The sequence below is a fragment of the Cephaloticoccus primus genome (assembly GCF_001580015.1).
Classification (GTDB): Bacteria; Verrucomicrobiota; Verrucomicrobiia; order Opitutales; family Opitutaceae; genus Cephaloticoccus; species Cephaloticoccus primus.
Genome location: NZ_LSZQ01000063.1, coordinates 1 through 12,672 on the forward strand (window position 1 = coordinate 1; position 12,672 = coordinate 12,672).

9 protein-coding genes are annotated in these 12,672 nt (G+C 63.3%); 4 read left to right on the forward strand and 5 right to left on the reverse strand.

Translation table 11 applies throughout. The annotated features are described in order from the left end of the window. Positions 1–69 precede the first annotated feature (69 nt). On the reverse strand, positions 70–192 hold the full coding sequence (locus AXK11_RS10305; protein ID WP_269446597.1) for a hypothetical protein: 123 nt from the start codon (positions 190–192) through the stop codon (positions 70–72). 88 nt (positions 193–280) lie between these two features. On the opposite strand from AXK11_RS10305, the gene AXK11_RS09540 reads away from it, so the two are divergent. The 4 genes from AXK11_RS09540 to AXK11_RS08330 all read left to right on the forward strand — a co-directional run bounded on the left by AXK11_RS09540 (position 281) and on the right by AXK11_RS08330 (position 4,428). Then, the gene (locus tag AXK11_RS09540) at positions 281–514 is read left to right on the forward strand and encodes a glycoside hydrolase family 88 protein (protein WP_068631167.1); all 234 of its coding nucleotides are present in this window, start codon (positions 281–283) and stop codon (positions 512–514) included. A gap of 295 nt (positions 515–809) precedes the next feature. Further along, positions 810–2,285, forward strand: coding sequence for a phosphodiester glycosidase family protein (locus AXK11_RS08320; protein ID WP_197456857.1), 1,476 nt, complete (start codon positions 810–812; stop codon positions 2,283–2,285). Positions 2,286–3,456: 1,171 nt separating this feature from the next. Beyond that, entirely contained in the window at positions 3,457–3,924 is a 468-nt protein-coding gene (locus AXK11_RS10100) for a phosphodiester glycosidase family protein (protein ID WP_197456858.1), read from the forward strand. A 60-nt stretch (positions 3,925–3,984) separates the two neighbouring features. Then, positions 3,985–4,428 (forward strand): DUF4399 domain-containing protein, encoded by a 444-nt coding sequence (locus tag AXK11_RS08330; RefSeq protein WP_068631173.1) that lies wholly within the window; start codon positions 3,985–3,987, stop codon positions 4,426–4,428. Positions 4,429–4,837: 409 nt separating this feature from the next. Here AXK11_RS08330 and AXK11_RS08340 read toward each other — a convergent pair whose 3' ends face one another. From AXK11_RS08340 to AXK11_RS08355, 4 genes are all read right to left on the reverse strand, one after another. Then, a complete protein-coding gene (locus AXK11_RS08340) occupies positions 4,838–9,247 on the reverse strand; it encodes an SEL1-like repeat protein (protein ID WP_068631177.1) in 4,410 nt (1,469 codons plus the stop codon). Positions 9,248–9,266: 19 nt separating this feature from the next. Continuing rightward, positions 9,267–10,742, reverse strand: a complete 1,476-nt coding sequence (locus AXK11_RS08345; RefSeq protein ID WP_068631179.1) for a hypothetical protein — start codon at positions 10,740–10,742, stop codon at positions 9,267–9,269. A gap of 52 nt (positions 10,743–10,794) precedes the next feature. Next, positions 10,795–11,941 (reverse strand): peptide chain release factor 2 gene (gene prfB, locus AXK11_RS08350; RefSeq protein ID WP_197456859.1). Its coding sequence is split into 2 segments (ribosomal slippage): positions 10,795–11,868 and positions 11,870–11,941, totalling 1,146 coding nucleotides; the frame shifts between segments, so codons are not numbered across the junction. Positions 11,942–12,103: 162 nt separating this feature from the next. Then, positions 12,104–12,481, reverse strand: coding sequence for a DUF4870 domain-containing protein (locus AXK11_RS08355; protein WP_068631183.1), 378 nt, complete (start codon positions 12,479–12,481; stop codon positions 12,104–12,106). Positions 12,482–12,672 lie beyond the last annotated feature (191 nt).

Sequence of the window (12,672 nt, forward strand, 5' to 3'; positions counted from 1 at the left end):
CCGTATGATGACGACCGCCGCGTCGGCGACGCTGTGCTCATCATCGACGACGAGTAACCCCGTGCAGCACTAAAACTTCAGGGCCGCTCGCGCCGCGACCATGCCCTGCGCGAGTGGTGGGCGACGCTCGACTTTCTCTACGACCCGGTCGAGCGTCTCTACTACCGCGACAAGCGTTTCTTCGAGTTGCAAAAGGATGATGGCTACTGGCCGCCCTCGTTACTGTCTCCCGGAGGGCTCTCCGCCTGAGACGAGCAGCACAGGCTTTTTCACCTATGGTTTGGCTTGGGGCATCAACGCCGGCCTGCTCGATCGCGAACGCTTCGAGCCCGCGGTACGAAAGGGCTGGTCTGCACTAAAGCGCGCGGTCCATCCCAATGGCAAGTTGGGCTACGTGCAGCAGATCGGCACTGGCCCCAGACAGGCAGGCAAGAACGATACCCAGTACTACGGCACTGGTGCGCTGCTAATGGCCGCCTGCGAAATCACCAAACTGGACGCCACAAAACAGTAAGCGCACAACCCCGTCGCCGTTGTTGCGAGTGCTAGCCGCGACCCGGTAATTCGCCCCTTCCACAACGGCTTCATTCAAAGGCCCGTGTGCACTCAGCGCACGGGCCTTTTGCGTTAGCAAACGCGCGACCAGACAAGCACAGTTAACTCCTATTTCCCATTCAGTGAGCACGGCTTGCCATTTTTGTTTGAGTGGTGCGGGCTACGTGGAATCCCGCATTCCCAAGTGCGGGATGTTTCCCCTTCTTGTAACCCACCTCCCCTCACCCCCATTAGCCCCTGCCCCCCTCACCCCTATGAATAAGATGAGTTGTTTCCGGCTCTTCGGAGCCACCCCAGCCTTGGCTCTGCTTGGTTTTTTTGCCGCGTCGTGCTCTTCACCAAAGGATCCGCTCCCTGCGGGCCCGCTTCCGCTCGGGCGTGCCGACCTTGTTGAAAAACGCACGGTAAAGGAGCTCCGCCCCGGCCTCACGCACGTGCACATCGAGCGCGGTGCTTGGCCCAAAGAAGGCCCGCCCAAGCATTCGTTTGTCAACAATCCGTGGGACCCCACACACGATCCAGCCGAGTGGCGGGCCTGTCTGGAGCGCGCGGGCTACACCGTTCGTGAGCAGCCGCTGCCGCTGGGAGGCGAAACATTGACCCTCCTGCTGGCCGGAGAGTTTGATACCACGGAGGAGGCGAGGCAGGCCGCCCGCAAGGTACCTTGCGTCGTGGGGATTAATAATCCCTCCAGGTTCTCTTTTTGGGATACCGGTCCCTACGCTCTGGACATAGTGGTTTTGGACCCGAAGGTCTACCGGGGGAAAATCGTCTCGGGCTGGTCGGAGAGAGCTTGGCGCGACAGTCCCTTGACGATGGCGCACAGGTATAACGCGGTCGTGGCGACGAACGGCGCGTTCTTTGAGTACTCGGAGGGCGAAATCGCTGGCGTGCCCACAGGTATCTCAATTGTTCAGGGAGAGTGGCATAGCGATCCCAATAACAGGGCTGCCCTCTACTTGGAGAATAAGGGGAATGGAGAGATCTCCCTCTCTCTTCATGACCGGAATATTATCCCCCTCCCCGAATTTAAATGGAGCGGCGCGGATGGCACCCAAAAGAGTGTGAAGCTGGATGGCATCGACCGTATGCCCAAAGACAATGAGCTGATCGCGATGAGGCCCGGGATTGTGGAAACCTCGCCACTCTCGCACGTGACCCCACCTCACATAATGATGAGGCAAATCGGCGGCGACGGCTATCTCGCCAGGCAGGATGTGGTTTGGCGGGAGTACCTGCGCCCCCCGAGCGGCTTGGTGCTCATGGCGACAGGTGATAAGCAGGCGATCTTGAATGAAGCGATAGAGTCCGACCGGCCCGTGGAGCTCGACCTGCGCGTCCCAGGCCGCCCGGGATTGAATGCCTACTATGCGGTCCCCACCCTCGTGAAAGACGGGCAGCCAAACTGGGGCGTGGGCAATGAGTATCGGCTCGCGCGCACAATCATCGGTGCCGATGCCGAAGGGAAGATCTACCTCATGGCCATAGACGGGACAGACCCGGATATCACAGAGAGAGCCGGCCCCATTGGTGTGGGCTTAAATGAAATGGTGGCCGTCGCGGACTTCCTCGGGCTCGTCAATGCGGCCAATCTGGATGGCGGAGGGCGATCCACCTCGATGGTGATCGAAGGGAAAGTCCTCGGCTACGATACCGACGTTTACCTAATAACGGATCGAGATGACGACCGCCGCGTCGGCGACGCTGTGCTCATCATCGACGACGAGTAATCCCGCGCAGCGCTAAAACCTCAGGGCCGCTCGCGCTGGCGAGTCGCTGCGCCAACCTCGCCCAAGCCTGCCCTCCGCTTTGCCCGCCTAATCTTGGCCGGGCAGGCGGAGGGCGTTTTTTCTACGGTAAGCCACACAAAGGCGGAACTCCCGGCTTCAGCTCCTGTTATTCTCATGAATCATGAGAATAACAGATCAGCGCCACTCACTTGCTCCAGTCCGACGTCTCCTGCTACTCGGGCTAGTTACGGTGCCCTTATTCGTGCGGGCCGACTTGCCACAGTCGCCATTCCCACTTGGGAATACCAGCCTTGTAGAGAAGCGTGTAGTAAAAGAACTGCGTCCGGGGCTCACCCACGTACATATTGAGCGTGGGTCTTGGCCTGAAGGTGGACTCCCCAAGTATGCATTTATCAAACCATGGGGACCGGAGCATGACCCAGCGCAGTTCAGGGCCTGTATGGAGCAATCAGGCTACCCAGTTCGCGAGTATCGGGTTGACCTGGGCCCTGACACAGAGCCAGAGAGCATTCTATTTGCCGGGAGCTTTAACACTGTTGAAGAGGCGCGACAAGCAGCCCGAAAAATCCCCACTGAGGTGAAGATTACCAACCCCTCCAAGTTCCCGAACTGGGATGCGGGCCCCTATGTGCTAGATATTGTGATCGTAGACCCAAAGACCTATCAAGGCAAAGTAGTCTCAGCGTGGTCAGAGAAAGCATGGCGCGCGAGCCCTCTGGAGCTGGCCCGCCAACACAATGCAGTAGTAGCAATCAACGGCGGTTTTTTTGAATACTCGATGGATGATATCGGAGGTGTACCTACAGGAATTTCTATTGTGCAAGGAGAGTGGCACCATGAACCCAATAATAGGCTGAGAAACCTCTATCTGGAAAATAAAGACACAGGGGAAGTAGTGCTTTCAATTGGAACCCCACCGCCACCACTGCCCGAGTTTAAATGGGTAAGTACAGACGGCAGCAAGAAGAGTGTCGAACTGGATGGTATTGATCGCATGCCAAGGGACAATGAACTCATAGCCATGAGAGTAACGGTTGCAGACACGGCGCCCATCTCACACTTCATTCCACCCCACATAATTTTAAGGCAGATAGGAAATGATGGGCATCTAGCTCCGGATTTTTTCCGGTCTTCCAGCGGCCCGGTGCTGATGGCAACGGGAGCCAAGCAGGCGATCCTTAAGGAGGCGATAGAGTCCGGAAACCCGGTGGAGCTCGACCTGCGAGTGCCGAGTCACCCCGGGCTGAACGGCTGGTATGTCAGCCCCATCCTCGTAGAGAATGGTCAACCTGCCGGAGCGCTGGGATACTCCCGTGCGCCACGCACAGTGATCGGGGCCGATGCCGACGGAAAAATCTACCTCATCTGCGTAGATGGATCCGAGCTGGACTTGGTGCAAGCGGGTGGCCCCGTCGGTGCAACTGAAAACGAGCTCGTGGCGATTGCGCAATTCCTCGGGCTCGTCAATGCAGCCAACCTGGACGGTGGCGGGCGCTCGACCTCCATGGTGGTCGAAGGCAAGGTCCTCAGCCATGACGTCAAACGCCACTTGCAAAGTCCGTACGACGATGACCGCCGCGTCGGCGACGCTGTCCTCATCATTGATGACAAACCCTGAGCTGGAATCTGGCCTCATTTCTTGCGCATGGGGCACGGGCTGCGTTCTCTCCACGCGCCAATGAAATACATCACTCGTTCTTTTCTCTTCGCTCTCGCCCTCGGGCTACTGCCCTTCGGGGTGGCGCTCACTGCGCCGCGCGCCGTTGCCGCCCCTTCTCCTGAGGGTGCGGAGGTTTACTTCATCTCGCCCAAGGATGGCGAGGTCGTGCGCGGGCCCGTCGTCGTCCGCTTCGGCTTAAAGGGCATGGGGATTTCTCCCGCGGGGATCGAGGTGCCCGGCACGGGGCATCACCACTTGATCCTCGATGCACCCCTGCCCGACCTCAGCAAAGCGATCCCGACCGACGATAACCACCTGCACTACGGGCTCGGCCAAACCGAGGTCGCCCTAACGCTCGCCCCAGGCAAGCACACGCTGCAACTGCTCTTGGGTGACCACCTGCACGTGCCGCACACGCCTGCGCTGTTTTCCAAACAGATCACGATCACGGTCGCCCCGTAAAGCCCACCCGGCAAGGCCCACCCGCTGCGCGGGGGGGGACGTGAGAGCGGTAGCGGGTCGCCGCTTTCATTTACTGTGTGGCTTGTGTGTCGTGCGCTCCTCACGACGTGCAAACCCTCGCGGTTGAAAAGGCCCTCCCTCTGTCCGGGCCCGAGGACGGGAGCGCGACCCGTTTCGGCGTTTTCTTGTTAACAGGAAAAATCGGCCAGGCGGGGCTCGGGGTCATGCGAAAGCGCGGGCCTTTGCAAGCGCTCAATAGAGTCGCGCTTGGCATCAGGACAGCACTCTCGAAGCAGCGCAAAAAAAAGCAGGAGCCCCACACTCGGGGGCTCCTGCTTTTTTGTATCGCTTTGTATCGGGGAGCCGCCGGCAAGCGGCTCGCCCATAAATGCGGTCGGAAGTACTGCGCTCAGTTACGGGCGGTATTTACGCGTTCCTGAAGGAGCTGGCGCTCAAGCTCGAGGACGCGCAGGCGCAGGGCCTCGGAGTCGCCTGCACCGGCTCGCGTCGCGATGCTGCTCGCCTCGCCCACGCGGCGGTTGGCCATGTCCAGAGCCATGGAGCTGAGGCGTTCGTTCTGAGCCTTGAGGGCCGCGTTTTGCGCGCGCAGATCGTCGATCAACTGGGCGCGACTTGCATCCACGACGGGAGTTTCCCGGTGGTGGGTCGCAAGAGCTGTCGCCGCCTGGGCCGCTGCCGCGCGCGCTTCGCTGAGCTGGCGGTACAGCTCGTGCTCGCGCTTGGCGCGTTCGAGCGAGGCGGTGAGCAGGGCTTTCTCCGACTCAAGTTTCTTCACCGTCTCCTGCGGCACGGCTGCTGCGAGGGCGAGCTCCTGCGCGTGGAGGCGCTGGCTCAGGTCGCGGTTTTCCTCGGAGAGGCGCAGGCTGGTGTTGCGCAGATCGTCGAGCTGGCGCGCGTGCTCGGTGGCGGAGTTGGCGACCTCGGCAAGGCGGGCCTGAGTCTGCTGATGCTCAAGCTGAGCGCGGCGCAGGTTGGCCTCGGCGATGGCTTTCTCCGACTCAAGGCGCTTGACCTCATCGGCCGGAACGCTGGCGGCGAGGTTGAGCTGCGCGAGCTGCACCTGGTTGGCGAGGGCGCGGTTGTCGTTAACGAGCTGCTCGCGGGCGGCGGCCAGCTCGTCCACACGGGCGGAGAGCTGGGCAAACTCGGACTGCACTTTGCTGGCCTTGGCCTCGGCGATACGGAGTTGGAGGGCCCCTTCGTTGCGGGCGCGCTCAAGCTCGGCCTGCGCAAGCGCCTTCTCGGTTTCGAGTTGCTTCAGCCGGTCAGCGGGCACGGCCGACGCGAGGTTTTGGCGCAGCGTCTCCACCTGATTGGATAGGTCGCGATTCTGAGCCGTGAGGTCGCGGTTTTGCGCGGTGAGCCGCTGGGTGTTGGCCAGCAGCTCGTCGAGCTGGCGGCGCGTCTGCGCGGTCTCGGTCTCGACAGCGCGCGCGATTTGCGACCGGACTTCGCGAGCGTGGGTCGCCTGCGCAGTAGTGACCTGGGAGAGCTCAAGCCGCAGCGCGTCGAGCGACTGTTGCGAGCGGGAAAGCTCGGCGGTGAGCGTCGCGTTTTGCGTTTCGAGGCGCTTGAAGTCTGCCACAGGGACGGTCATCGAGACCGCCTGCCTGGCCATGTTGAGCTGCGACTCCAGCTCGCGATTCTTGGCGACAAGTTTCTCGGAGTTGCTGCGCAGCTCCTCGAACTGACGGGCGAGCTGGCTGCTCTGCGAGTCCGCGTTTTTCAGGCGGCCCAGCTCGGCAACGAGCGTCGCCTTTTCGGAGGCCAGCGCGTTCCTTTCGGACTCCAGACGGCTCAGTTGCCCCGCGACCGATGCCTTCTCGGAGGCGAGTGCGTTTTTCTCCGACTCGGCGCGGTTGAGCTGCGCGACGAGTGTCGCCTTCTCGGCTGCCAAGGCGGATTTCTCGCTCTCCAGGCGGCGCAGGTCCGCGCCACTGGAGGAGGCTCCCGATGCGGCCAGTTTGGCGGCCTGCACCTGACCTTCGAGGTCGCGGACCTGGGCTGTGAGGCGGCTGTTGGCCGTGACCAGTTCCTCGGTTTTGTGCTGATGATCGGCGATAGCGAGCATCGCCGAGCTGGCGCGCGACTGGATTTGGTCGCGCTCTTGCTCCACGCGGCGCAGCTCGGTGTTCAGCCGCGTCTTCTCGGCTTCGAGGAGTTGCACGCGCTGGATGGAAGCCGTGTCGCCTGTCTGCGCCTTCGCGCTCAACTCGCGGTTGGCGGCGAGGAGCCGCTCGTTGTTGGCGTTGATCTGCTCAATATCGCGGCGGTGCTTGGCGGCCTCTTTATCCACGGCGGCGGCCACGGCGAGCTGGACCTTGGTTTCGGTGGCGGCCTGAGCTTCGCGAAACTCGCGTCGCAGGGTATCGAGGTCGCTCGTGGCGCGCGAGAGCTGGTCGTTTAGCGAAGCGTTCTTCGCCTGGAGTTGCTTGAATTCATTTGCTGGCACGGAGGAGGCTAGGTTCATCGCTGCGGACTGGCTCTTCTGGCGCAGCTCCTGCACCTCCGAAGCGAGTCGCTGGTTCGTCCCGCGCAGGTCGGCGAGCTCGCGGCTCAGGCGGTTCTTCTCATCCGAGGTGGCGGCCACGCGCGACTCGGCTTGCGAACGCTCGCCCTTGAGCCGGTCGATCTCGGCACGCAGGACAGATTTCTCGCTTTCCAGACTGCGCAGCTCGGCAGCGGGCACCGTCGAGGCGAGCGCGAGCTTGGCGGACTGCACCTGATCGGCGAGGTCGCGATTTTGCGCAGCGAGCCGGTCCGAGTTGGCGCGGAGCTCCTCGAGCTGGCGCTTGAGCCGTGCGGTCTCGCTGCTAGCACCGGTCACGCGCGACTCGGCCTGATCGCGGGCGAGCGCGGCGGCGTGCTTGGCGCGCTTGACCTCCTCGGTGAGCGCGGCGTTGGCCTCTTCGAGGCGCTGGAGCTCGTACGAAGCGGGAGCACTGCTCAAAGCGGTAGTCGCAGTCTGGAGCTTTTGGGAGAGCTCGCGATTCTCGGCGACGAGGCGCTCGCTATCGGCGGTCAAACTCTCGATCCGGCGCTTGTACTTGGCGGCCTCGCGATCAACCGCAGCGGCAATCGCCGCCCGGTTTTCCTTCTGGCTGGGCGCGGCGGCGGCGCCCGGGCGGGCGCTCTTCATATCGAGTTGCAGCGCGGTGAGGGCGCGGGTCGCGCTTTCGAGATCGCGACGCAGCGCGGCGTTCTCGGCCTCAAGCCGGGCAACATCACGCAGGCTGGCGCCCTGGCGGCTCGACGCAGGTTTACCCTTGGTCTCCTTGGCCGCACTGGCGCGCTGCGCGAGCTCGCGGTTTTCGGCAGTGAGCTTGGCATTGGCCGCGCTCAATTCGTCGAACTTTTTGCGAAGCTCGACGAGCTCTGCGCCGCCTTGACCCGCCGCAGGCGAAGCCCCCTTGGCCAGCGCATCCTTGGCCGCGTTAAGCTCGCGGTGAAGCACGCCGAGCTGGAGCGTGGAGCGCTTCACTTCTTCGTTAAGCGCCTTGTTGGCCGCTTCGAGCTCCCGGACCTTTTCCTGAGTCGCCGCCGCAATGTTGGCAGTAGCCGGAGCCGCGCCGGAAACGACGGCCGGGCGGCTTGCGCTGGCAGGGCGCGAGGTGGACGAGGGAGCTGCCGTCGGCACCGAGGCCCGCGCTTCAGGAGCAGGCGTACTCGCCGGAGCGGGCTTTTGGGCAACGGTCGGCGTGGGTGCCGCAGGAGAGTTTTTCGCAGGCGGCAGGTAGGAGGGCCGCTTCGTGGAGACGACCGGCATCGGCGCTTGCACCTGCTTGGCCTGACGATCCGCAGCGACACGCGCAGCGGGTGTACCCGGAGCAGGCGGCGGACGCGGGTCGGTCGGCGTGCGCGTGGCCGCGCTCGCAGGCTTGGCCTGCGCCACAGTCGCGACCGGTGTCGCGGCGGCAACGGCAGCGGTTGCAGAAGGCGAGGGCTCATTGAGCGAAGCGACCTGAACGCCGGCCGCCTCGCTAGGCGCAATAGCGGGCACAGCGGCAGGCTCACCGCTGAGCTCGCCCTTGAGCTGGGCGAGGCGGCGAGTCGCGGCGGCGCGCTGCTCATTGTTAAGGTGCTGGGCGACGAGGTCGCGGCCCTGGGTGCGGCCGCTTTCTTCGCTGGCGAGGCTGAGCCAAGCGTAGGCATCGACGAGGTTGGCGGCGAGACCACCGCGGCCCTCGGCGAGCATGATGCCGTAGTTGTTCTGCGCCGGGCCGTAGCCCTGGCGCGCGGCGGCGAGATACAGCTCGGCGGCGCGGCGGTCGTCTTGGGCCACGCCATGGCCGTCCTCATACATCATGGCGAGGTTGTACTGCGCCTCGGGATAGTCCTGCTTGGCGGCGGCCTCGTACCAACGCCGGGCGGTCGCGAGGTCCGCACGGACGCCGTGGCCCTGCTCGTAGGCGACCGCCAGGTTAAACTGCGCTTCGGGCAGCCCCGCATCGGCCGCGCGGCGCAGCCACATGATCGACTCGAAGGGATCGGCAGTGACGCCGTGGCCTGCGGCGTACATGTTGCCGAGGTTGAACTGTGCGTGCGGGAGCCCGAGATCGGCTGCACGCCGGTAGAGCTCGGCAGCCTTGGCGGGATCGGCGCGCCCGCCGACCTGGCCGGACTCGTACAAGGTGCCCAGGAGGAAGAGCGCCTCGGGGTCGCCCGCATTGGCGCGCTCCTGGAGCGCGGCCACGTTGGCGGGCTGCTGCTGCGCGCGGCTGGGAACGATCAACGTTACGGCAAGCAGCAGCAGGAACCCGAAGAGGCAGGAGCTGAGGATGAGTCGGCGACTAGACATGGGACTACAGGGTTTTGGGTTAAACTGGGGAAACTCGGCAGGGCAGGAGCGCGGCGTCTTGCATGCCGTGGATGATTTTTTTGTCGGGTGGGCAAAAGGTAGCGAGTGCACCGGAAAGGGTGGCCTGGCCATCTTTTACAAAATAGTACGGGCACAGCCGGAGCCGCCCCTGTGCGTCGTAGCGGGTGCCGCTGGCATCGTAAAGCGGGTGCCGGGCGCGGCGCGGTTTCTTGTAGCGCTGGAGCACGTGTGGGCTCTCGGGCGCGAGCGCGAGTGCGCGGTCGAGCGCGGCAGCCCAATCCTCGCGCGAGGAATCGGCGCCGAGCGTGACGCTGCGCGCGCCCCAGGCCGTCTCGTGGTAGCCGCTGACCTTTATGATGAGGTCGCGCTCCTTTTGCGAGGCGGACCCGAGCTCGCGCCAATCGCTGATCGGGCGGCCTCCCGAGTGCGGCCCGTCGAGCACCGCGCCCGGCGGCAGCGGCGCAGGGTCGAGCACCCAAGACTCGGGGATGAGTTTTTTAAGCGTCTTATGCGCGCGCTTGCTGAGCGCCTCCTGCCAATAATCGGCGAGCCGGTGGTGGTGAAAGAGCGCGAGCGCGAGCTTCTCCTCCTGAAACGCGCGCATCGGCGGCGCGATGGCGAGCTCCCCGGCCTTCCATGCATTGAAGAAATACGGCGCAGTGGGGATGTTCGGCAGGTCGAAGAGCTCGAAGAAGCGGTAGAGGATATCGAGTTTTTCGGGCGTACCGCCGACGTCGTAGAAGAGCGCATTTTCGAGCGGGAAAATCTCTTCCGGTGCGAGGCAGACGACCTGCTTGCCCGCGAGCTGGAGCTGCTCGGCGAGCCACTGCATCTCGGGCCGGTAAGTCGCCGACTCTTCGCTGACGACGAGCGCGATGCGCGGGTTCGGCAGCTCGGGCCGCAGTGCCGCGAGCGACTCGTAAAAACGCGCCTCCACTGTCCCCGCCTGTGCGGCGCCGCCGGGCTGCCCTTGCGCAGTCGTATCGACGGCGGCCGCAGAGGCGGCGGGCTGGCCCAGGACGGGCTGCCCCGCGCTCGCGTAAAGCCGGTTCAGAAACGCGGTAAGCCCGATGCCGCCCGGGACGCTGTCGAGCTCGGTCAGCACAAAGCCCTCGTCGGTGAGCAGCAGGTCGGGCCGCAGCACCGTGGGAAAGGCACCCGCATTGCGCGGGTCGCGCATGTGCTCGACCAGGGCGGCGGGCTTGCCGCGCTCCAGGTAGTCGACCACCCAAGGCGCATGCAGCGCGCGGTTGCGCAGCAGGCTCTTGCCCGACGCGCTGCGCAGGTAGAGCTTTTCCAGCGCGTGGTGAAACTCCAGGCACGCCGCGCCGATCTGCTCCAGCTCGGCGACTTGCTCCGGGCTCAGCGGCCAGGCCTCCGGCGAGAGCTGCCACGTCTTGTCCTCAAAGAGCGGCTGCGCGGCAAAGGCCGCCTTGAGCGTCGTGTAGTCCAGGTCCTTGGTGTGCTCGGGCATGGGTGCGCGTCCTAATGAGGATCCTTGGGAAAAGCGAACGTCTGGGCGCATTTCACTCATCGTCCATCTGGATGTCCTTGTTGCGATGACGCGGGCAACCCGCGCGCAACCATGCGTTAACGAAAGAGTCCAGCTCGCCATCAAGCACGCCCTGCACATCCCCGGTGCTCACACCGGTGCGCAGGTCTTTGACCATCTGGTAGGGCTGCATGACGTAGCTGCGGATCTGGCTGCCCCAGCCGATCTCGCCCTTCTCGCCGTAAAAGCGCTCCATCTCGCTGCGCTGCTCGTCGAGCCGCTTCTCGTAGAGCCGCGCCTTCAACACCTTCAGCGCGCTGGCGCGGTTTTTGATTTGCGAGCGCTCGTTTTGGCAGACGACCACGAGCCCCGTCGGCAAGTGCGTGAGCCGCACCGCCGAGTCGGTCGTATTGACGCCCTGCCCGCCCTTGCCCGAGGAGCGGTAAACATCGACGCGGATCTCCGACTCGGGGATGTCGAGGTCGATGTTCTCATCGACTTCGGCGACGACATCCACGGCGCAAAACGACGTGTGGCGGCGCTTGTTGGAGTCGAAGGGGCTGATGCGCACCAGCCGGTGCACGCCGCGCTCGGCCTTCGCGTAGCCGTAAGCATTCTCCCCGCTGAGGATAAGGGTCGCACGGCTGATGCCCGCCTGGTCGCCCTCCTGCACGTCTATGATTTCGGCAGTGAAGCCGCGCTGCTCGGCCCAACGGGTGTACATGCGAAAAAGCATTGATGCCCAGTCGTTTGACTCGGTGCCACCCGCGCCCGACTGGATCGAGAGAATCGCATTGTTGCGGTCAAACTGACCGGTGAGGAAGGAGCCGATTTCAAGCCCGTCGAGCTCGGCAAGCAGCGCCGCGGTGGCCTGCTCGACCTCGCGCTCGTAGCCCTCCTGCTCGGCGCCCTCGGAGCTCTCGGCAAACTCAAGGAGCACCCCCAGGTCGTCCACTTTCTTGCGAAAGGCGACCAGCGGGAGCACAGCCCGCCTGAGCCCATTGAGCGCGGCAATGTGCTTCTGCGCCCGATCCTGGTTATCCCAGAAATCGGGGGCGCTCATCTGCGCCTCGGTCGCGGTGATTTCTCGCTGCTTTTGCTCGCAGTCAAAGAAACCTCCATAAGTGCCCGGCGCGCTTCTTGATGTTCTCGATATGGTCAAAGGTTTCTGGAGCGATCATTGGTTTTGTTGTCTGCGTGTCTTATGGCACTGAGGCTTGGGTGGAATCTGGGAGCGGCAAAGGGAATTTCGTAGCGCGCGCTACGTAATATATACGTAAAAGCCGCCCCTGAAAAAGGGGCGGCCAATATCCGACAAACTCTGGCCCTGATTACGGGGCGTTTTAGACAAAAGCATTGGCGAGCCAGCTCTGGTAGCTCGCCCCGACGAGGGGCAGCGGCTTTTGCTCGCCCTTAACGGCAGAGACCAGACCGAGGACAAATAAAACCAAGAAGCCAACCCCGACCAGAGGGGCCAGAATAATGAGGATCAGGTTCACAATGGGAATCATCCCAACGATGAGAAACACGATCCCCACAGCAATCGCAGTGATGATCAAGCCGAGCGACTGGCGCAGGTGGTAGGCTCCAAGCTCGGTTTTGTTCTGGTTGTGCATCACGAGTGCGACAATGAGCCCGACAATCGTCAGGTAGCTAAGGATGGCCACTGTGTTATTATTTCCGCCAGACGCGGAGTTGGGAGGAGGTGTTTCTGTAGACATAAGGATTTCGTTAATGGAGTGAATTAAGTGCCGCTATTGGCAGAGTGGCGGAGCGTGGGACGCGAAACGGCCCCGCGTCAACCGTAGGCTTTGGTAGGGGCCCACAGGAGCTACGCAGAGAGGCAGCGCGCTAATACCAGTTGCAAGCCCAACTAAACACGTCATCCATGTCGTCTCGCCGCCCCCCCCCC

Bases quoted from the DNA above. Each gene is read 5' to 3' on its own strand.
- AXK11_RS10100 (WP_197456858.1), top strand. From the start codon at position 3,457: ATGGCAACGGGAGCCAAGCAGGCGATCCTTAAGGAGGCGATAGAGTCC.
- AXK11_RS08355 (WP_068631183.1), bottom strand. From the start codon at position 12,481: ATGTCTACAGAAACACCTCCTCCCAACTCCGCGTCTGGCGGAAATAAT.
- AXK11_RS08330 (WP_068631173.1), top strand. From the start codon at position 3,985: ATGAAATACATCACTCGTTCTTTTCTCTTCGCTCTCGCCCTCGGGCTA.
- AXK11_RS08320 (WP_197456857.1), top strand. From the start codon at position 810: ATGAATAAGATGAGTTGTTTCCGGCTCTTCGGAGCCACCCCAGCCTTG.
- AXK11_RS08345 (WP_068631179.1), bottom strand. From the start codon at position 10,742: ATGCCCGAGCACACCAAGGACCTGGACTACACGACGCTCAAGGCGGCC.
- AXK11_RS08340 (WP_068631177.1), bottom strand. From the start codon at position 9,247: ATGTCTAGTCGCCGACTCATCCTCAGCTCCTGCCTCTTCGGGTTCCTG.